General features: G+C 34.8%; 20 protein-coding genes and 1 pseudogene. 5 read left to right on the plus strand and 16 right to left on the minus strand.

What is annotated here, in order from left to right; genetic code table 11:
* Positions 1 to 6: 6 nt before the first annotated feature.
* The 3 genes from SR187_RS05600 to SR187_RS05610 are packed head-to-tail and all read right to left on the minus strand — an operon-like array spanning position 7 to position 2,842.
* Positions 7 to 1,446, minus strand: coding sequence for a CotH kinase family protein (locus tag SR187_RS05600; RefSeq protein ID WP_120171780.1), 1,440 nt, complete (start codon positions 1,444 to 1,446; stop codon positions 7 to 9).
* A 5-nt stretch (positions 1,447 to 1,451) separates the two neighbouring features.
* Positions 1,452 to 2,129: a DUF4956 domain-containing protein gene (locus SR187_RS05605; protein WP_120171781.1), complete on the minus strand. Its 678-nt coding sequence runs from the start codon at positions 2,127 to 2,129 to the stop codon at positions 1,452 to 1,454.
* A 17-nt stretch (positions 2,130 to 2,146) separates the two neighbouring features.
* Positions 2,147 to 2,842 carry a polyphosphate polymerase domain-containing protein gene (locus SR187_RS05610; RefSeq protein ID WP_227984892.1) on the minus strand — a complete coding sequence of 232 codons (696 nt, stop codon included), beginning with the start codon at positions 2,840 to 2,842 and terminating at the stop codon, positions 2,147 to 2,149.
* 822 nt (positions 2,843 to 3,664) lie between these two features.
* Here SR187_RS05610 and SR187_RS05615 point away from each other — a divergent pair.
* Both SR187_RS05615 and SR187_RS05625 read left to right on the plus strand, forming a co-directional pair.
* Positions 3,665 to 5,383: a phospho-sugar mutase gene (locus tag SR187_RS05615; RefSeq protein ID WP_120171783.1), complete on the plus strand. Its 1,719-nt coding sequence runs from the start codon at positions 3,665 to 3,667 to the stop codon at positions 5,381 to 5,383.
* A gap of 523 nt (positions 5,384 to 5,906) precedes the next feature.
* Entirely contained in the window at positions 5,907 to 8,153 is a 2,247-nt protein-coding gene (locus SR187_RS05625; protein ID WP_231996423.1) for a hypothetical protein, read from the plus strand.
* On the opposite strand, the gene SR187_RS05630 is transcribed toward SR187_RS05625, so the two are convergent.
* Complete coding sequence (locus SR187_RS05630; protein WP_120171785.1) at positions 8,139 to 9,401, minus strand: aminotransferase class I/II-fold pyridoxal phosphate-dependent enzyme; 1,263 nt, start codon at positions 9,399 to 9,401, stop codon at positions 8,139 to 8,141. The two genes, SR187_RS05625 and SR187_RS05630, sit on opposite strands and share 15 nt — an antisense overlap.
* A 92-nt stretch (positions 9,402 to 9,493) precedes the next feature.
* Here SR187_RS05630 and SR187_RS05635 point away from each other — a divergent pair, with 92 nt between their 5' ends.
* The gene (locus tag SR187_RS05635) at positions 9,494 to 10,384 is read left to right on the plus strand and encodes a tyrosine-type recombinase/integrase (RefSeq protein ID WP_120171786.1); all 891 of its coding nucleotides are present in this window, start codon (positions 9,494 to 9,496) and stop codon (positions 10,382 to 10,384) included.
* 445 nt (positions 10,385 to 10,829) lie between these two features.
* Here SR187_RS05635 and SR187_RS05640 read toward each other — a convergent pair whose 3' ends face one another.
* The 7 genes from SR187_RS05640 to SR187_RS05670 all read right to left on the minus strand — a co-directional run bounded on the left by SR187_RS05640 (position 10,830) and on the right by SR187_RS05670 (position 14,336).
* Positions 10,830 to 11,372: an Asp23/Gls24 family envelope stress response protein gene (locus SR187_RS05640; protein ID WP_120171787.1), complete on the minus strand. Its 543-nt coding sequence runs from the start codon at positions 11,370 to 11,372 to the stop codon at positions 10,830 to 10,832.
* A gap of 31 nt (positions 11,373 to 11,403) precedes the next feature.
* Positions 11,404 to 11,619 (minus strand): CsbD family protein, encoded by a 216-nt coding sequence (locus tag SR187_RS05645; protein ID WP_024532563.1) that lies wholly within the window; start codon positions 11,617 to 11,619, stop codon positions 11,404 to 11,406.
* Between the two features lie 39 nt (positions 11,620 to 11,658).
* Positions 11,659 to 12,171 (minus strand): Asp23/Gls24 family envelope stress response protein, encoded by a 513-nt coding sequence (locus SR187_RS05650; protein ID WP_120171788.1) that lies wholly within the window; start codon positions 12,169 to 12,171, stop codon positions 11,659 to 11,661.
* A 38-nt stretch (positions 12,172 to 12,209) separates the two neighbouring features.
* Positions 12,210 to 12,401 carry a DUF2273 domain-containing protein gene (locus SR187_RS05655; RefSeq protein WP_120171789.1) on the minus strand — a complete coding sequence of 64 codons (192 nt, stop codon included), beginning with the start codon at positions 12,399 to 12,401 and terminating at the stop codon, positions 12,210 to 12,212.
* Between the two features lie 8 nt (positions 12,402 to 12,409).
* Positions 12,410 to 12,985 carry an alkaline shock response membrane anchor protein AmaP gene (gene amaP, locus SR187_RS05660; protein ID WP_120171790.1) on the minus strand — a complete coding sequence of 192 codons (576 nt, stop codon included), beginning with the start codon at positions 12,983 to 12,985 and terminating at the stop codon, positions 12,410 to 12,412.
* Between the two features lie 12 nt (positions 12,986 to 12,997).
* Positions 12,998 to 13,237, minus strand: a complete 240-nt coding sequence (locus tag SR187_RS05665; protein ID WP_024532559.1) for a GlsB/YeaQ/YmgE family stress response membrane protein — start codon at positions 13,235 to 13,237, stop codon at positions 12,998 to 13,000.
* Between the two features lie 202 nt (positions 13,238 to 13,439).
* Positions 13,440 to 14,336 (minus strand): diacylglycerol/lipid kinase family protein, encoded by an 897-nt coding sequence (locus SR187_RS05670; protein ID WP_120171791.1) that lies wholly within the window; start codon positions 14,334 to 14,336, stop codon positions 13,440 to 13,442.
* Positions 14,337 to 14,682: 346 nt separating this feature from the next.
* On the opposite strand from SR187_RS05670, the gene SR187_RS05675 reads away from it, so the two are divergent.
* Complete coding sequence (locus tag SR187_RS05675; protein ID WP_032537900.1) at positions 14,683 to 15,312, plus strand: TrkA C-terminal domain-containing protein; 630 nt, start codon at positions 14,683 to 14,685, stop codon at positions 15,310 to 15,312.
* A gap of 866 nt (positions 15,313 to 16,178) precedes the next feature.
* On the opposite strand, the gene SR187_RS05680 is transcribed toward SR187_RS05675, so the two are convergent.
* The 5 genes from SR187_RS05680 to SR187_RS05700 form a co-directional block, all read right to left on the minus strand.
* Positions 16,179 to 16,967: an ABC transporter permease gene (locus SR187_RS05680; RefSeq protein WP_120171792.1), complete on the minus strand. Its 789-nt coding sequence runs from the start codon at positions 16,965 to 16,967 to the stop codon at positions 16,179 to 16,181.
* Positions 16,968 to 17,738, minus strand: coding sequence for an ABC transporter permease (locus tag SR187_RS05685; RefSeq protein ID WP_120171793.1), 771 nt, complete (start codon positions 17,736 to 17,738; stop codon positions 16,968 to 16,970).
* An 8-nt stretch (positions 17,739 to 17,746) separates the two neighbouring features.
* On the minus strand, positions 17,747 to 18,559 hold the full coding sequence (locus SR187_RS05690; RefSeq protein WP_024532554.1) for an ABC transporter ATP-binding protein: 813 nt from the start codon (positions 18,557 to 18,559) through the stop codon (positions 17,747 to 17,749).
* A gap of 111 nt (positions 18,560 to 18,670) precedes the next feature.
* On the minus strand, positions 18,671 to 19,717 hold the full coding sequence (locus SR187_RS05695; protein WP_120171794.1) for an ArsR/SmtB family transcription factor: 1,047 nt from the start codon (positions 19,715 to 19,717) through the stop codon (positions 18,671 to 18,673).
* 80 nt (positions 19,718 to 19,797) lie between these two features.
* On the minus strand, positions 19,798 to 20,406 hold the full coding sequence (locus tag SR187_RS05700; RefSeq protein WP_120171795.1) for a hypothetical protein: 609 nt from the start codon (positions 20,404 to 20,406) through the stop codon (positions 19,798 to 19,800).
* Between the two features lie 171 nt (positions 20,407 to 20,577).
* On the opposite strand from SR187_RS05700, the pseudogene SR187_RS05705 reads away from it, so the two are divergent.
* Positions 20,578 to 21,251, plus strand: a pseudogene (locus SR187_RS05705) (LexA family transcriptional regulator).
* Positions 21,252 to 21,295: the final 44 nt, after the last annotated feature.

Below are 21,295 nucleotides of genomic sequence, written 5' to 3' on the forward strand. Positions count from 1 at the left end.
TCCCTCCTAATCTACTAATGTATTTGTGTTTTTTGATGGTGCACAATATTGATAAAGAGTATCAATGTGCTTGTCTAACCATTTTCCTCTATCTTCAATGAACTTCTTTAAAACATGAACAGACTCTCCGTAGCTAGTTTGATTTCTTTCAGGAGGCTGTAAATAATTCCTAGAGTCTACTTTTTGTACTTGAAATACATACCCCCACTTTTCATTATTGCGTTGGATAGCTGAACCTAAAAAATCGACAGTCTGATCAATATAATTTTGAAGTCTTTGTGTACTTAATTGATTTTTTCGCAAATGATGATATTTCTGAACCACTAGATCTACAAATTCTTTATCCTTCAACATCATGTTAAACCATGGAACATCTAGCATGGAAAAGCCAGCTTGGTCATAACTGACATCAATATGGTTATCAAAAGCATTATTAAAATCCCAGACAGCTATCTTCATTTTATCGCGCAAATCCTTATAAAGATAGGTTGAAAAAATCCCTGCATCCGTATTACGAAAGAACTCATTAATAATAAAATAGGTCGCAAATGCATTTCTATCAATGTATTGAGAGTATTTCTTTAAATCATACGAATACAGGATTCGTTCAATTTTACTAATATCTCGTTGAATAAAATCCTTTTGTTCTTTTGTGATATTTCTAATATTTGGATAGCGAATATCTAATGCTGAAATACCAGCCTGGTGAGTATAGCCAACAAAGTTATCAACAGGATTTTTTGCCTTATGTGGCCGATCCCAGACAGCAATATAGGATGTTAGAACCGCACGTTTATTACTTTTTTCAATAGCTATGCGATAAGGACCTTGTTCTATGCTTTCAACAATCAAATAAAGACCTTGGTACTCCCCATTTACAATCAATTCACAATAGCGAACATTTGGCGCATACTCCATTAGCTCTCCTGATATATTGTAAGAAAGATAATTCCGCACCAAAGTTCTGTCTAGAAATGGACCGTGCAATACCCACTCTGATTCTTTTGGCATACCAGCCACTGTATGAGCTACATCTTCACCATTTTTATTAACAAAACGCAACTTGATTGATTTTTTATCAAAATGTCGTGAAGAATTTCCACGATAGGCAACATCTGCCAAAGATTCTATACGAGCTTTTGTTGCCAGAGTATTTTTTTGATAAAGATCATCATGTAGACGGATTGTGCTACGAACAGATTGTTGCCGAGTAGAACCTTCATTGAGACCTCTGTCTTGAGGGATTTCTTGCTTATTTTCCGTATCAATTTCAACAATTGGTAAATGACTTGTTAGATATTCGGTAGAGTTGATAGGTTTATGAGAAACAGCTATTGTATGATGATGAAATCGTTCCTTAGATGGACGAAATTGAGCCACGTATAAATAGAAAATTCCTATTATCAAGCAACTTAAGGTCAGCAAATACATTAACTTTAACTTCATGTTTCTCACCCATTTATATCATCACTTTGTGTCACGATATTAAAATATTCAACTTCACCAAGTCGATAAACTTGATCAACCAATCCTTCCTCCTTTGTACAAGATTTATCATATACTCTTCGATTTACCTCAAATATTAACTCTACCATATCAGATTTAGTGTTTTTTACACGCTGAACTATTTGTCCACTAAAATATCGGAAAAAAAGTCCTTCCAAAGAAACCTCCAAATCCCGAGTAGCTCGTACAATCAATAACATACGATTCTCATTTTTTACCCTTCCCCAGAATAGTAATAATAAGAAAATCACACTACTACCAATCATTGCAACAATGTAATCACCAACTCCACAACAAATACCCACTACAATAGTCCAAAAAATATAAGTAGTATCACGAGAATCTTTCACGGCTGTTCTAAAGCGAACAACAGAAAGGGCACCGACCATACCTAGAGACAAGGCAACATTATTTCCAATAACGGTCATAACAGTGGCAGTTAGTACAGTAAGAGTCATAAGAGAAATGTTAAATTTCTTACTGTAAGTGGTACCTACATGAGTATAAGCATAGGAAATATAAATAACCCCACCTAAAAGCGCTGCTACTAAAATATGCATAAACATATCTTGTATCGTCAAAGTTCCGTTATGTTCTAAAATCTTTCGTAACAAGTCTTTCATTTTTAACCTTTTCCTATTTAAAATTGATAATGTTTACTAATCATTCTTCCCATACAATACTTGCTAGCACTTAGTTCACTACGATCCACCTCAGCTAGAAGATCTTTTATATAAGACAACAAAAAGCCATTAAACTTTACTTCTAGAATTACCAAGTGAGGGTCTAATAGCGTATATTGCAATAAATCATCATCGAAAATATCATGGGACGCTTCGGTTCCTTTTACTTGCCAATCAAAAGTGACACGGATGTCATTTTCAGGTGCAAAAAATGCTTTACGTCTGTACTCAATAATAGTTTTAGGTCGGTAACAATACTGATTCATACGATAATAAGACTCAAGAGCCAGTTGTTCAGAATGGCATAACAGTACAGAAGTATCCCCTAAAATTAGAGCCTGAGCTTCATCTTTCGGCAACAAAAGAGAGCGCTTTCTTTGACTATCTCCTTGTTTCTGCTTCATTTCTAATTTTGCATACGGTGAATTACCACCGTAGTTTCTCAGACGAATTTTGCGCCGAACTTCAAGGCCGTCCTCTTTTTCTTGCCAATCCACATCCTCAAGCGAATCAAAATAAAGAGAACGTACACGGTAACCATCTCCTTTTCCATGGCTATCTGTCTGCATTATTCTTTCTAGTTTTAATGACAAATAATAATAAGCTTCTAACGGAATCAGGTATTTTTTTTCTTTCCGCAAGACTTCATTAATCACTGCATACTCCTTTCTAATAATACACATGCACAAAGAGAAAACAAAATTTACTTTCTAGTGCTTAGCTTTTTATCTAACTCACTAGAGACGGCTAAGGCTTGCTTCTGGTTGGCTGAGAAATCTTTTTTCTCAGATTTAAATATTAAAAAAATTTCTAGGTTCATTTTCATTATCTTCTAGTGTGTTTTGATTGCTGCAACAACAACAAATTCCTATCGATAACATTCATCACATCCTACAAATGTTGTTGAGACATTTTCAATTGCCATCACATATTCCTCCTTTATTATTCTCATAATAAATGTCTCCAATAGATATTATCCCCAAAAATCAACTACTTCTTCTTGTTTTTTATTTGTTTTTAATTAGATTTTAATTAAAAATAGTGCAATAAGTTACTTACAGTATGATAACATATAGCTCTAAACATGAGAATCATACCTATTTTGTATCGAACCCTTAAATTCACACAATCCAAACATCGATGAAAAATATTATTGTAAAATTGATTTCAATGATATGACATTATGCATTTCTCTATCTTCATTATCTTAATCTTGAATGAATAACCTGAAAACTGATTTTTCTTTTTTGCAATTTATAAAACTTCTCTTTGCTCAAATATAAAAATTTATTCAAATGAATCGCAAGATTGAACTTATAAATTTAGATGTAAAGATCACTTTGCTGCAGACAATGGCGATAGGAAATTTTGAAGATTTAAAACCTTAAAAATAAAGAAAAAATCACATATAAACGTGCTTTTTCATTGAAATGATATAGAAAGCGATTAACAAGATTTTTCAGAAGGAGAAATATATGACCTATATAAACAACTACCAAAAATGGCTCGATTTTGCAGAACTTCCGGACTACTTGCGCAAAGAATTGGTCGCAATGGATGAAAAGACAAAGGAAGATGCCTTCTATACAAACCTTGAGTTCGGTACAGCAGGTATGCGCGGCTATATTGGTGCTGGTACCAACCGTATCAATATCTTTGTTGTCCGTCAAGCTACCGAAGGCTTGGCTAAATTGGTAGAATCCAAAGGTGAAGAAGCAAAACAACGCGGTATTGCTATCGCTTACGACTCTCGTCACTTCTCACCAGAATTTGCCTTTGAATCCGCTCAAGTCTTGGCTGCACATGGTATCAAATCATACGTGTTTGAGAGCCTCCGTCCAACACCTGAATTATCTTTTGCAGTTCGCCATTACAATGCCATTGCAGGTATTATGATAACTGCTAGTCACAACCCTAAAGAGTTCAATGGTTACAAAGTCTATGGCGAAGACGGTGGACAAATGCCTCCAGCAGATGCTGATGCCTTAACCAATTACATCCGTGCTATTGATAACCCCTTCGCTGTAGAATTAGCCGATCTGGAAGCAAGCAAGGAAAATGGACTTATCACCATTCTCGGTGAAGAAACAGACCTAAAATACCTTGAGGAACTCAAAGACCTCACCATCAACTCTGACCTGATTGCCGAATATGGTAGAGACATGAAGATTGTCTATACCCCCCTTCATGGTACAGGAGAGATGCTGGCTCGTCGTGCACTTGCTCAAGCTGGTTTTGAGTCCGTACAAGTTGTCGAAGCACAGGCAACACCAGACCCAGACTTCTCAACAGTTGCCTCTCCAAATCCAGAAAGTCAGGCCGCCTTTGCCCTTGCTGAGGAATTGGGACGTCAGGTTGATGCCGATGTTCTATTAGCCACTGACCCTGACGCTGATCGTGTTGGTGTAGAAGTTCGCCATGCTGATGGTTCTTACTGGAATCTTTCCGGCAACCAGATCGGTGCAATCATTGCAAAATATATTTTGGAAGCTCACAAACAAGCTGGTACCCTCCCTGCTAACGCTGCTCTCGCCAAGTCAATCGTATCAACTGAACTAGTTACCAAAATTGCTGAAAGCTATGGTGCAACTATGTTTAACGTTTTGACTGGTTTCAAATTTATTGCTGAAAAAATTCAAGAATTTGAAGAAAAACACAATCATACTTACATGTTTGGTTTTGAAGAAAGCTTCGGCTACTTAGTTAAACCATTCGTTCGCGACAAGGATGCTATTCAAGCTGTACTGATGGTTGCGGAAATCGCTGCCTACTACCGCTCACGTGGCATGACCTTAGCAGATGGTATTGAGGAAATCTTCAAAGAATACGGCTACTTTGCTGAAAAAACCATCTCTGTTACCCTTTCTGGTAAAGATGGTGCTGAACAAATCAAGGCAATCATGGCGAAATTCCGTGAAAACTCTCCAGAACAATTTAACTCAACGGATGTTACAGTCTTTGAAGACTTTGCCCTCCAAACCAAAACGGACAAGACTGGTAATGTAACAGCTCTGACAACTCCTCCATCTGACGTTTTAAAATATACACTTGCTGATGATTCTTGGTTTGCGGTTCGTCCTTCCGGAACAGAGCCAAAAATCAAATTCTACATCGCAACTGTTGGTGAAACCTTAGCTCAAGCAGAAGAAAAGATTGCCAACATTGAAAAAGAAATCAACGAATTTGTTGGGTAAAATTGGGAAAGAGTCCGAGAAAAGATCCGTTCTTAGTCCAAAATAGATAACCAACTGTACTATAAAAGACTTGAAATCAAGGTTTGTTTAAACCAAATTTCAAGTCTTTTCGTTATTTTATTAATTTTGGCAGCCTCTTTTTCTAAATCATTTCCCCTTAATATCTTAGACTGCTGCCCTGCCACTTAGTTTTACAAGTTTGATAATCATATCAAACTCTATAAAATCAATGCCATTTTTTATGATGAATTAACAACTTTACTACTCATTTACTTCTGCCATACCAGCCAATTGCTTCACGGACTATAAATCAGTAATATACTCACTCACAACCAGCAAAACTTTCCATCGTCTAGCGTTTGACTAAACTAGAGAATATACCTTTGTTTTGCCCACTATCTTTTAATCAATACAGATATATCATAACTAAAAAATTTATTTATTTTTTAACATAGAAAATAGCGGAATCAATTATTTGTGATATACTAGTGATAATAAAATGTTATCGGTAGGAGAAAGTAAATTGATTAAAGATTTAGAGGAGTTGTTAGAAAAATATCCCAATTTTTCTCAAATTTTCATTCCAATAATTTTATCAATCATATTATCGGTTATTCTGTTCATAGCCAAGATTCCACAAAGGTGTTTACAAAAATATAAAAAACGCCAGAAAATTTTTCAGAAAAAGCAATACATACAGGATAGTGCTTATTTAAAACGGGAATTGGAAATCCAAGAAATTCTTCAGGAACTCATCAAAGAACAGGACCTGACTATTGTATATGGTGCTCTAGGGCGTGGTAAGACAATTATACTTAAAAAGTTACATGATAGAGTTCTTGATAAAAAAGAAAAATCCCTTAAATTTTCATTGTATATCGATTTAGAAAAGAAAAATTTAATTAATGAACTGGAGAGAATTACTGAAATAAAGATAGTCAGTCCACTTGATTTTTATAATTGGCTTGATAATCTCCTTTGTCGTAAAAAATGTCTGATTATCCTAGATAATATTGCTCCGGCACAATACGCCAATATAATCAATTTTTTCCTTGATAATTATCACGTTCAATATAAGGTTATTCTGGGATTAAATTATATTAATCCTAAGGAATCTTCTCAAATAGAAATAAAGAATTTTGATGCGAAACAAGTTACTGAACTAGCAAAGCTACGTAGATTGGACATTGATGAAGACAATCTTTCAAGAGTGTTTACCTTGACTCAAGGTATTCCTGTCTATGTAGACTATCTTTTTAAAACTAATCGCCGTCCGCTTAACTTTGAACTCGTGGAGGTTATAACATCTCAATTAGCTATTTGCACTACTGAAGAGAAAGACCTCTTGCAGTCAATCGCTTTGAATAAAGTTCTATATCATGACTTTACCGAGGAATTATTCTCCACTTTTGATATTGGTCTAATAATGTCTTTGTCATCAAAAGGGTTGATTCAATTTGAAAAAATCACAAAGAATATTGAATTAAATTCGCTCATTGCTGAACAGTATCTCTCGCATTTAAAGAATGATTACGTGTACGTAAAATTACTGGAGTATTATAAAATACATAGTCAGGAAAATTTTTTAGAATTATCACTACGAGTGCCTATTGCAATAAAAAATGATTACTCAACTTTTAAGCAAATATTAAAACAATTGTACAACGATGAAAAATATCAATATCTACTATATTTGGGTGAGATAATTTTACAAAATGGACCTCAAGTTTTTTTTGATTTTGATAACATTATTGATACTTTTTTTGACTGTTTTATTTCTTCTCTATTAAAAATAGGAGATTACAACTACGCGAAAGATATTATCGATAAGATAAATGATTGCGACGTTTTTAATAGCAACCTAATCTATAGAAATGTTCGAACCGAAGCGATATCTTATAAGATAAATTTCTGTGATCTCTTACATTTAACGAATTCATTCCAAGATGCTATTGAAAACTTAGAATTATTATTGGCAACAAGTACCGTATCCTCTGAACAACAAGAACGTTGTAACTATTTAATCTTGCATTGTAAGAGACACATCGGTGAGGACTTAAGCCAAATATCCAAGAACTTTCGTAAACTTTCCAACAATAGTCAAGAAATCTATTATCAAATTCGTTCGCTATATTCAGCCTTTTCAATTGATATGTTTCAAAGGAAAAAACACCTGAAAAGAAAATTTGCAGAATTGGAAAATAAAATAGATAGTTTACAGCCTAATAACGAGATAGTATTGTTCGCACAGCGTCATTATATTATTTTTTATCGTAAATATTGCAATGACTTAGAAAAAGCAGAAAAACTCTTAATAAAAAATATTAAGAGTTTAGAGAATAGCAAATTAAGAATTTTATATGATTATTATTTTGAAGCTGGGGAATTATACCGCGAGAAATTCTATTTCCAATCTTCTAAAAAGAATTATAAAGCGAGTGATGATTTCTATGAAAAAGCTATTGCATTTTCAAAAAATGTTGGAGATACTAATTTATATCACAACGCCATGATTGGAAGGATATTATTGCAGGAGCAAACTACTAAAGTTACACAAGAAGATTTGAATTTCATTCATCGAGCTATTCAAACAAATCCTTTGCTGAATAAAATGCAATTCCAATTAGCTTATTATTATCTAACACATGACTATGGCATGCTTGATGAACTCTCTAAGTATGCTAGGCTGTTAGAGTATGATGATACTTCTAATATTGCCCAAAAATTATCGAAAAAACAGTCTTGTTTTATACCTTTAACTGTCATGTAAACTTTGTTTAAATTGGTTAACTTGTGCTTCTGAAAAAGTATAGTTCAGAGTTCGTTTTGCTTTTAAAAAGTTATCAACATGCTTAGTGATTTCATCGCTAGGCATATTATTTTTTATTGCCGTTAGTATCGTGACTATAGTACCAATGATATCGATTTCCCAATTATAGCGTGCAATCTCTTGTAAACCAATCCTAATTCCAAAATCATTATAGATTTTCTTTTCTCGCTTTGTTACGGATATGCCATAGTGGCAACATGCTTCAAAAAACGCATCTAATTCAATTTGATTAGGAAAAGAGAGCCAAATTTGGTGAGTTTCAGAATACCGTTCATCACCTACTAAGGTAAAGCCGTTCCTTAGTAACTTTTTAGAAAGGTCTTTGACCATTTGCCGAATATTTTGAGAATAGGCATTGCCAAATTTTTCAAATTCAATCAACGTTGTTATCAGACTGAGTATGTGATGAAAATGGGTATTTCTTAAGAAGTCAGGATTGATTGCTTCATATTTTTGAAGTAACAATCGATTATTTGTCAATATAAGACCACATGTCACCCCTGGAAGAGTTTTATGAGCAGCACCAAACATAATGAAATTATCATCGCTTTTGTTAAAATATTCAAAGGGATTTTTATTCTCTTTACCAGCAATCAGACCCAGAGTCTGAGTTGCATCGTATAATAAGATACAGTCTTTCGGCAAAATAATCTTTTCTAAATTAGGTTGGAATAAAATATCAGAAAGACAAACCAATATCCCTTTGGCACTTTCCTCTATAAGTGCTTTATTTAATTGGTCGTAATCAAAATCTAATTTATTGTAGTCATAAGGAATATATCTAGTAATTATCCCTAATCTTCGACATATTTTCTTTATTGAGGTATGTCCACCATATTCATCACTTGAAATATATACAATGTCCCCTTCCTCAAATAAAGTCATTAATAACGACGTAACAGCATTAATACCAGATAAGGTGCGTGCATCAGCATATTGTGCACCATATAATTCAAGACATAGTTCGTTTAAAAAAAGATTAAATTCAAAGAGCTTGCTACTCCCTAAAAAATTATTTTCTTGGTAGGTAGAACTTGCTCCTAGAAGATATTTCTCTTGCAATGATGAAGAGAGCATAATTTTAGAAAAAGGTGATACAACATTCTCTGCTGCGCATAGAGGAAGTTGATTCTGGTATGTAAAGATTGCATCATTGTATAGCTGTTTAAATTTCCACAAGGTATCCATAATCTCTCCTACCGATAACATTTTATTATCACTATACAAGCACTTTAAATAAGTCTATAATAGCAGCGTAACAATTTGAAAAGGAGACATTCATGAATTACACTATTATTTCTACTTACTTGGACTACTGCAAAAACCATAGACGTTTAAGCCAACATACTATCCGAGCATATAAAAATGACCTCAATCAATTTTACAATTCCAAACAGGAAAATATAGAAAATTATGTCGAATACTTAACAAAATCAGATATTAAAACAAGTACCTTACGACGAAAAATCGCGTGTCTAAAAGTTTTCTATAACTATCTAAAGTCCCAAAATATAATCAAAGAGAACCCCTTTAGTAAGTTACGCTTTCAATTTCGACCGGAAAAATCCTTGCCCAAAACTATTCCTTGTAGGGAATTAAAAAAGATTTATCTATATCTAAGCAAGAGGTGTCTAACTACCAAAACACCTTATCAGAGACAAAAAGCCGAGCGAAACTTACTTATTATCTCTCTCCTACTATCAACTGGCATAAGGATTTCAGAACTTTGTCATATTCAAATTTCAAGTATCAATCTCTCAAATCGTACTCTACATATTATGGGTAAAGGAAAAAAAGAACGAATAATATTTTTAGGGGACAATACCACTTTTATCCTATTAAAATCATACATAACAGCATATTGTAATGAGTCGGATAAGTTTTTATTTCCTGGTAATACTCCACACAGGCCACTATCCGATCAAAGTATCCGCTTAATCTTAAAAAATATTCGAGAGCATATTCATCTGAATATTCCTATTACACCTCATATGTTTCGACATAGCTTTGCTACGATGTTATTAGATAACGATGTAGATATTCGTTACATCCAACAAATACTTGGACACAGTTCTATTTCTATAACCCAAATCTACACCCACGTATCACAATCGAAGCAAAAAGAAATCTTAAGTTTATACAATCCAATCACCTCTATTCTTCCCAAATAACATGCTTAAGCTGGCGTGAAAAACTTTGAGCAAACTCTATTGTAGAGCCTTTTTAAGCATAGAAAAAACTTACGGACTAACCAAACTCCATTAGAAAATTATATGGAATTTAAAATGTTCTACAGCATAGGCGCGCGTTAAACTTGAAATCTCCTATTCGATGAACTGATTCCTCTAAAAAACTATGATGCTAAACATAAATGTCGCGTAAACAAAGGAAATAACTACGATGATTGCTCACTCCATCTCAAGAGTAAGTTACTCTCTGTTGACTAGCAACTAACTAATTCGTGACATCCGTTATTATAAGTATAAAATATTAAAAAAGGCATGAATCCCATGGAATATGGAAAAACATACCTTTTAACTATCTAATTTAATTGAAACTTAGCAGATAACCTTTCTTGTTTTCCACCAGAGACTTTCATCTCTGTGCTCTTTCAATCTACTGAACTCGACTTTCCTCTACAGCACCCCTAACTTGTTCTGCTGTCTGCCCTAAAACCTCTCCAGCCTTGGCCGCTTGTTCAGAGACAAAATCAGTCGTTGCCTTCCCTGCCTCTGTTACACGATCCTGAATTGTTATGGATTCTTTTTCAAATTCACCACGTGTCTTAATATCTACAACATGGACATTAACTTCAATGACTTCTAGATGGGTCATACGAGCGACTTCTTCACTGATAATTAACTTGATTGTATCAACAATTTCCGGAATATCACGACCGTATTCTACAACAATTCGCAAATCAGTTGCAACTTGCTTTGTTCCAACTTCAACATTAACCCCTTCAGTAACATCATCACTGTTAATAATTTTGTTTTTAAAATCCGTCAGGAATCCACCACTTACCGAAAGTAGACCTGGTACTGTCTCCAATGATTTACCAATGATTTTTTCAATAACCCTGTCACTGTACGTGATGTCTCCTTTAAGACCTGCTGCTTCATGTTGTTGCGTCAAGTTGTTAGTTGTTTGATTTGACATAATGAGTTCCTCCGCCTATTTCTTTAATGTATTACTTTCCTGCTTCATCATTGTCCGTGTGTTTTTTGACACCATCAATGATGCCTTCGACAGTACCCTTGACATCCGCTGCTACTTCCTTGATCTTACCGGCCACCTTATCAACAACACCTTCTGCCTCAATCTTTTTATCATCAGTCAGTTTTCCGACAGTCTCTTTGATAGTGCCCTTTGCTTGATCCAATTTTGCATCGATTTTTTCAGTCATATAATTTCCTCTTTCTACTTTTAACCTAGCTTATTACTACTAAATTACACGTGGTTCATCTGATTCTGTTAGGTTTTGGATTCCCTTAGCAGCTTTGTTATAATGGGCTGAGGCAAACTCACCAGTTGTTTGAGCAACTTCAGTGATTCGTTCCTGCAAACTAATCTTTTCTTCTTCATACTGCTGGCGGGTCTTAATATCTACGACGTTAACATTAACTTCTACGACATCTAAGTTTGTCATTCCCTTAACTTCTGTTTCGATGACCTTTTTAATATCTTCGAAAATTGTTGGAACATGTTTTTTGTACTCAGCCACAATATTCAAATCCACTGCAACTTGTTTTTTCCCAACTTCAACATTCACACCATCTCTGGTTGAGTCTGTATTAACCAATTTTTCTTTAATATTGGATAAGAAACCACCATCCACTCCCAAAAGACCATCTACGGATTCGAGAGCTAGTCCGATGATTTTTTCAATAACTTTATCATCATAAGTTAAATCACCACGGATAGTTTTTGCTTTTGTTAGTTCTACTGCTTGAGTCATACATTATACCTCTCTTTATTAGTTTATGTTTGCACTACTTATTTGAACAACTGTTTCAAAAGCTGTGTTTTTTGTAAGTAATTAGCAATGAAGATACCGCTTAGCATAAAAGCTACAATTAGTAACGTTTTTAAAAATCCAATTTGTATCAATAGTACTGCCACGAGTAAACCGACTAATGCACCTGTTATTGAGTATTGATAATGACTAAACCATTTTTTCCAGTTCATAATGCCTCCTATTCTACACGACTAGACGTTACTTTCTGCTTAGGCTCGATATGAGTGACAGCTACATGGTAGTCTAATTTCTTGGCAATACCAAAGAATTGCTCCAATCCTGCCCGAATTTCTTTCTCTAGGGCTGCTAGTTTTGCGGGAACATCAACCTTTGGAACAATTCGTCCACTCGCGTAAACCTTGAAGCGATTACGAAACATCTTCACTTTGACAGCAGGTGAAGGCATGATTCCTTCTTCCTGAATCAAAGTACGAATATAAGATTCAATAGCATCTTTTTTGATTTCTAATCGTCCAGATTCTGTATCCTCCAATTCAACCTCTGTATAAAGTCTTGGATAAAATATCACTACCAGAATGAACATTAGGAGAAAGATTAGCACCGCCGTTGCCGTCCAAAAGATATAGGGAGCTAAGGTACTTTGTAAAGCTGGCTTGAGATATAAGGAAGTTATTAGATTAGATACTTGATCCGGAAACCTTACCTTATCCACAGTCATTAGAGCCAATATTCCAACTAGAAGACTTAGAAGAAATCCGAAACTAACGAAACTTATTTTTTTGACCCTATTCATAAATTTCTCCCTCTAGCGAGATTTTCCTAGAAAGAAGGAAACGACTGCGACTACAATAACAGCTCCAAGAATTGAAGGAATTAAAGCCATGCCTGCTAAAGTTGGTCCCCAAACACCAAAGAGTGATTGGCCAACCGAGGCACCAATGAGCCCAGCCAGAATATTAGCTATCCATCCCATAGAGCCACCTTTTTTTGTTACAGCTCCAGCAACAACTCCGATAAATGCACCTACAATAATTGACCACAACATATTCTATGTTCCTTTCTGTATAGTTGCTAAAACTGACAACTATTTTTTTAATATATATTGTCATTTTACAGATTTTGAAGATAGTTGTCAACACTTTTGCTCATAGTTGCAACATTTTTTAAAAAACAAGTTGTCAAGTTTAGATAAAATAAATATCTCAAAAAAAAAAAAAGACTAGGACACAAATCCTAATCTCAACTCCTTAGGGAACCATCACCCTGATCCCTTCAGGCAGTACAGTCAATTTAACAGGTAAATAATCACTTTTATCTCCATCAATTCTTGTTCGAGCACTTCTGTAGCGTCGCTTGTATTGTTTAATCGATAGTTCTGAAGTACGAAAATGTTGAAGCTCTTGTAGTTGAGCGACTTCCCCTCTGAAAATACGAGGCAGACGAAGCAACCATCGCCACAAAGAAACATCTGAGAAGAGATAAACACTCATCAAACCATCGTCAAATTCAGAAACGGTATCAAATTGGGTTATGCCACCGATTGACTTGGTCAAAGTAATGAGCAAAATCTTAGTTTTATACCTGACGAGCTCTTGCCCATATCTTAACTCCAGATAATAATTCCTATTTCTAAAAAGAACCCGTATCGTATCCTTAAGATAGGCTAACGGTCCCCATTTTCTTTTTTGTGCCGATGTTACCTTAGCTGCAATATCTGCCATAATGCCCAGAGTCAAACTCGAAATGGCGTATTGCTGGTTGACCTGGCATAGTTTTACAGCTTTAACCTGCCCCTTCAAAAGGTTTGGAATAGCTGCTTCTCCAATAGGAATTCCCAAGGATTTAGCAAAATTATTAACAGTCCCTGAGGGTAATATTCCCAGAACAGAATGGCCACCACCTTCATAGATACCACCTGCTATTTTATTTATCGTACCATCACCACCCATGGTAACCACCAAATCAACCCGTTCTTCAGAAGCTTGTTTGGCCAGAGCTACCGCTTCTTCAATACTTTTAGGTTCATGCAAGCAGATATTTTTTTCTTCTACCCCCTCACCTGCCAGATAGGTTGTCAATGTTTTGATTAAGCTTGTTTTATCACCAGAACCTGACTTAGAATTGTAAAGAACCAATACTTTCATCTGCTTCCTCCCTTTCCTATCATTTATTATAACAAAATTTAGAAGAAGTTAGGAATCTAGTATTTCGCTTAGCGTTATTAGTAAGATATGAAAAGGGAGAATAGATGAGGACAAGGGAGGCTTCTCATTGGAATGAAGCAGGGTAATTGCTATGAACTTAAAAAGACACTGTTTTTTATTTTTTATATTGTCTATTTTTAAAAATATCACTATATCAATAAGAAAAATAACTATAAATCACAAAAAGTGACAACAACAAATAAAAATATTGTAGCTTATTTTACTTTTCTAATCAATCCATGATATAATAATCGTAAAATCAGAAAATAAGAAAACGGAGGTTATAATGCCTAACAGAAAATTGATTAAAACATCAAAATTTCAGAAAATCGCTGTTGAAGTGGCTAAAAAAATCGCTATCGGTGATTACCCCGTAGGTTCAAGTATAAAATCTCGCTCAACACTCTCAGCCACTTTCGGCGTTTCTCATGAGACCATCAGGAAAGCTATGAATATCTTAGCCGACCTCCACATTGTAACCCTTAAACAAGGTAGTGGGGCAACTATATTATCAAAGGAGCGCGCAATTGAGTTTCTTGATGATTTTGAAAGTACTAATGATATCGAAACTCAAAAAAATAATATTCTAGAACAAATCAAAGAACAAGAAAGGCACCTAAAAAAATTATCCGGCTTGGTTTCTATCTATCTGGAACAGACTAAATTAGTCAACAAAAAATATCCCCTTGATCCCTATGGTCTCCGTTTATCAGCGGATTCTGAATTTATAGGAATGCAGCTCCTTGATGCTCAGATTTGGCATAAGACAGGGGCCACAATAGTGGCTATCGAGCGAAATAACGAACTCCTTCTCTCACCTAGTCCTTATCAGACATTCCAGAAGAATGATACAATCTACTTTATTGGTGAAGAACCTAGCTATGCTCGCATGGCTAATATCTTTAACCTTTCATAGTTTCACCTATGCTAAGAGCACAGTATAGAATTTCTCAGCTACTGATGAAGCCGAGACCAAACAAAAATTTTCAACTTTTGGCCCCCTTCTTCACCTATTGCTGTTCAATGAAATGACATACATAAAAATAAACAAAAAATGTGAAAAGAACCACTTATAATGCCCAGTATAAAAATTATATACTGTGCTTATCCAGAGGTTCTTTTTTCATAGCTGAGAAAGTTTACAATGTATTCGCCCATCTTCACTCTGTATTCCCTAATTAAAATGAGGAACTGTCTATCCCAATCATTTGATAGACTGCTATTGACCTACTGGTGAAGCTTGTCAAAAACCATTAAGGCGATAAAAAGATACAAACAGGCCATATCTATTTACTCTGCCACTATTAGTCTTAGAAATCAAAGGTTAACAATAATTTTCATCTAGAAACTCCATTGCGACAGAAAAATTTAGATTTGATAACTATTTATATTTTTCTATACTTCTACTTCTGTTCCTTCAAGAAATCAAACGGTGATGTCTTCATCAAGACCAATGGTTATATGGTCTAGCATTCAACACAGATCAAGTGCCAAACTCTATTTGGTTCTACTTAAATACCAGGCTGTAGTGTCTATCAAGCAGGCGATTTTCTTCTAATATTCTCTCCCACTTATCATCAAGCAATTCAATGTTCTCACTTAAAAGCTCCAGTGCCTTAGAGTATTTCTTTGTACAAGTAGCTACTTCCTCCTAATATGATAACAACTGTTACAAATCTATCTATCCTTAGGGGAGAGACACCATCTTCTGAAATGACTAGATTTTTATCAATGAATCCCAGCCTCTATCTAATTTATATAAAATAATTATACTCTCTATGCTTATGTAAATTCCAGTTTTCCAGTTATACGTGACTTTCTTTCCATAAATTTCAATAGAAGAGAAGTTACGAATATGAAAGAAAAACCTAAGGCTAACTCTTCATAAATTAGTCCATAATATTTAGAAAGGCTATTTCCTTCTACTAAACCTTGAGCAATCTGAATAGATCTTGTCAAAGGTAGAATATTAGAAAACCATTGTAAAATATGAGGTAATTTACTAATTGGAAAATTAGCACCGGTAAAAATCAACAACAATCGACTTGCTAAATTCAATACAAGATTTGTCTCACTGGTAATTAAAATAAAACATGAAAATATATATCCAAAACTCATGGCTACAAAAGAGGAGAGAAAAAGAACTACAACAAACGAAGAAATCATTCTTATATTCCAACTAATTCCTAAAATAAAACTAACTAATGTCACTCCTATAGTTACAGATAGCATACTCGTAATCATTGTGCTAATGGCACTGGAAAACAAGATTGAGCTTAACTTAGTTTTGGAAGCCATTAGAAAACTCAGTGTCCCATTGTATTTCTCTACCATCAGTTGTGTTCCAACACCAAACAAAGCGCCAAAAGAGGCAATGAGTATCGCATTTCCAATCATCCACTTTTGAATGTAATCCGTTCCGTAAATGTATCCGGCAACCATAGAGAAAAACAAGGTTTGTGAAATGGGAGGAATCAAGTCAAACATCATGTATGTTTTCCAATCCGACATTATTGAGGATTGTTTGTAAGAAAAGACAATCCTTCTAAAAAATCTTAAAATACTTTCCATTTAATACACCTCCAAAGTTGCGTCAATTCTACTTTTTTTCTCTACACTGACAAAGGCAAAGTAAGCAATTATAAAATTAAATACGGTAAGTAAGGAGAGAATTGATATAACAATAAATATCTCTTTTAAATTCCCACCGTATACAGCCAGTTCAAATCCTTCCATTACCCATGTTGGAGATAAAATATACGAAAACCACTTAACATATTGAGGGATAACATCTAAGGAAAAAACCATTCCGGTTACTAACAGTAGCGGATACTCTATTAAGTTCATTAACAACCGAGCACTTCTTGATAAAGTAAATGCTGAACACATTAGCATCCCTATACTGACAAAAGTCAGTACTGCCAAGACAATCACAATTACTAATAAGCTAAAATTTTTAACAACCAAAAAACGATTAAATAATATGGTCACAAAAAATACATTCAACAAAAATGCTATTACTCCCCAAAGACTGTTACCAAGTAATTTACCAAAAATAATCTTTTTAAAACCTGACGGTGATGTGAATAAAATAGGTAACGTCCCTAAATACTTTTCTCTGTTTATATCTGCCGCTGATGAAAAACAAATAATCGTCCAAAATGAAGATAGAGAGGTTCCCAAAATAGCATATAAAGTAAATTCTTGATTGGATCTATTACTATACATTAGCCCTAAGAGAACAGCATTACACAGAGGATTTAAAAATAGACAATAGCGAAACATACTTCTTGCTATCGCTTGCTTCATATGTACAAGAGCACTAGAAATAATAACTTTCATACTCCTGTCTACCTCACCAAATTCAAATAAATGTCTTCCAGTGTTACATCTATTTCTTTTTGTTCTTTCACTTTATCTTGAAGAATTTTTGTTCTATCTTCATCTGAAATTAATGATGCAATTTCTGGTAATGTACCACAGGTTACAATTTCGCCTCGATTAATGATTGCAATTCTATCACAAAGTTCCTCAGCTTCAGCCATATAATGAGTTGTTAAAAGAATTGTTTTCCCATTTTTAGCTAGCTCTTTTATGATGTTTCTCAACTCAAGTGCTCCTACTGGATCAAGACCAATACTCGGTTCATCTAAAAAAATTATCTCAGGATCATTTAACAATGCTCTAGCAATCTGAAGACGCTGCTTCATACCTTTTGAGAATGTCTCTACTCTACGTTTTGCAACACTATTCAACCCAACCTGTTTAAGTAAAGCTGGAATCAAAATCAGTTGCTTCTTTCGAGGTATCTTATATAAATCTGCAAAATAAAACAAATTATCCTCAGCAGAAAGTCTAAAATATAAACTTCTTTCTCCTCCAAAAATGAAATTTATTCTCTCGCGAATTTGTTGCTCATCTTTATAGATATCAAATCCAGATATTTCTACTTCACCTGATGTAGGAAGAAGCATTGTTGAAAGAATTTTTATTGTAGTTGACTTGCCTGCACCATTCGGACCTAATAAGCCAAAAATTTCTCCTGGATAGATTTCAAAGGAGAGGTCCTCAACTGCTTTAACAACACTAGGACTCTGTTTAAAGAAACTCTTCTTTTCTGAATATTCTCTGCTCAACTGTTGAACTTTAACTACTGAATCCATAAAACCTCTTTTCTATCTTTATCAAAATCGATACACATCTAATTCGATTTTAATAGAATTTTATTTTTATGTCAATAAAAAAATGTGGCTGTTACACCACATTCTTTATATTTACAGGTCAATCGAAAAGTCCTCAAGTAATTTCTTTAGTACTTCTTTCATTTTTGTTTCTGATATAGAATAATACTTTGAATTTTTAACCGGCTCCTCATTGATCAAGCCTACGTCTTTCAAAAGTGAGATATGATGTGAAACGGTTGAAGGTGCTAGTTGCAACTCACGACTGAGCTCCTTACTATTCAAAGGAGAGGTGTGTTGCAATAGCTTCAAGATTTGATACCTGGTCTCATCAGAAATTATTTTGAGAACAGGCAATAAAGAAATCGTACTAAACTGAGGCTGACTGATATTATAAATCAAGATTTGCTTATTATTGCTAGTTCCATCATTATAGAATAATCTTACACATTTCCTAAAAAGTAAAAGTGTTGGTACAAAATAATAATGGTCATAAGGGCCTACGTTTTTAAACTTTTTTCCCATCATGCGTTGTGACACTTCAAATGGACTTTCATTTTGAAGATCCTGTATTAAGTTGTTTTTAAAGTCCCAAAACTGTTTTTCACTAGAGACCAGTTTTTCTCTCAAGGCATCATTTATCAACTCTCTTGATAAATCGAAAAATTCATTCAAGTAGCGGTCATTTTCTCGTAAAAAACAAGAAAAACCTAAAAAGTTAGAGCAACTTTCTTGCACAGTAAAAAATAGACTATTTAAAATTCCATCGTCGCTAAGAGCCTTTAAAATGGTTTCCGAAGCTATGCCACAATCATATGGCCAATCAATTAAACGGTAAATTCTTTCTCCCTTATTTAACCTAGCAATACTTGATTGAATCGAGTCTAGACTAAGCTCTTCCGAAATGCTATCAAGTAAAAAATCAAGAATGGAAATATTTGTTAAATCCTTTACCGCATGAAAGGTTTCAAATAAAAAGCGATAACGTTTTTTCCAATCTTCAATTTGGGCTTTAGAATAAAGATTTAGAGCAAGAAAATCATCTTCATCGTGCAACAAATAAAGACAGGCTAACATTGCCTCTATATCCTCAGAAACTGTATAGATTGCCTTATCCGACATCACTTGATAATCAGTCATTTTTCCTCCATGTAACCCTCAAAGCAAGAGTCTCATTTCAATTATACCACCTTTTCTCTATCTATACATATAAAAATCACTTAGTCATTTTCTCTTCCCCCATACGCACAAATTGTTCCTTTCTTGATTAGTCGTCTGATAGTTTGATTGTTGGCATCATAAGTCTCTATCTCAGTATCCTTAAAGATCATCTTACCAAAAATGGAAAAGTCAGAAGAGAGCTTGGTTTCAATGACGGTAAGCCCCATAGCAGCTACAAGCTCTGTCACGTCAATCTTGGTAGGTGACTTGAGGGCTTGTGGGTAGTATTTGGCTAGAAAGGCATTGGCCAACTCATCAAAGTCTGCCTTTTTGATGTAGGGGACACCTGACCGACTAAGGGCTCGGCTACACCTTCTATTTTGTTCTTTCAGGTCAACTGACTGAATAACAAAAGACTGAATACCATTGTCTAGGACAACTTCTGTGACCAGCGAGAGCCAGATGGTTTTCTCATCTACCTCTAACTCTCCCTTATACCGCTCGCTCACTTCCACAAAGTCAGTTACCACAATCTCCATCTCCAAACGGTTATTGTCTAACATAGAGGTGTAAATAGCATAGACATCAATATCTATCAACTCGATATAATTTCTGGGATTTCGGATATTTCTAGTTGATAAATCAATCTCCTCTTTGTGTTCAATCAAAAATGCCCTGGCCTTAGCAAAAAGGAGGTTATAATACTTCTTTTAGATATGGGTTTCAAGAGATGGTCTGGACATGGCAGGACTCCTTTTCTTTTATCTTAAATTCTATTATAGCCTATGGCACAATTTGTCAAGTTATAAAATGACAAATGAGAAAAAGAGGAATTACTGATGTTCTCACCCAGTAAACTAAAACACTATCGATTAGCTAATAACCTATCTCAGACGGCTATCGCAAATAAACTAGGTGTCACCAGAGCAACTCTCTCAGCTTGGGAAACAGGCAAAACTGTTCCCAATAAAAAACACCTTCAAGAACTAGTTCAACTCCTACACACTCACCCAGATAACCTGCAGGAAGAACACCCTCATCTCACTCTTTATAAACAGCTCAACAAGACAAACAAAAAAAGGTCGATGAACTCACTCATGACCTTCTCATGAAACAAAAAGTTGTCCCACTCTTCTCTGTTCATGTCCTTGACAACGTGGCTCTATCAGCTGGGTACGGTAACGATATCTGGGATGAATACGAAACTAAGGAAGTTTTCACAGATAGGGAATACCTCTACGATGTAGCGACATGGATTGACGGTCACTCTATGGAACCAGTTTATCAAGATGGAGAGGTCGCTCTTATAAGAGAAGGTGGTTTTGATTACGACGGTGCAGTCTACGCCATAGCCTGGAACGACCAATTATACATCAAGAAAGTTTATCTTGAAGAAGATGGCTATCGACTAGTTTCAATCAATGACTCCTATCCAGATAAGTTTGCACCAGCCGAGGATAATCCAAGAATTGTAGGGAAAATAGTTGGAAACTTTATGCCTATAGAACAGTAAAGAGCTTGGGACAAAAAGATTTTCAATTTTGAAAATCTCAATTA

The organism is Streptococcus ruminantium, from assembly GCF_003609975.1.
GTDB classification, from domain to species: Bacteria; Bacillota; Bacilli; order Lactobacillales; family Streptococcaceae; genus Streptococcus; species Streptococcus ruminantium.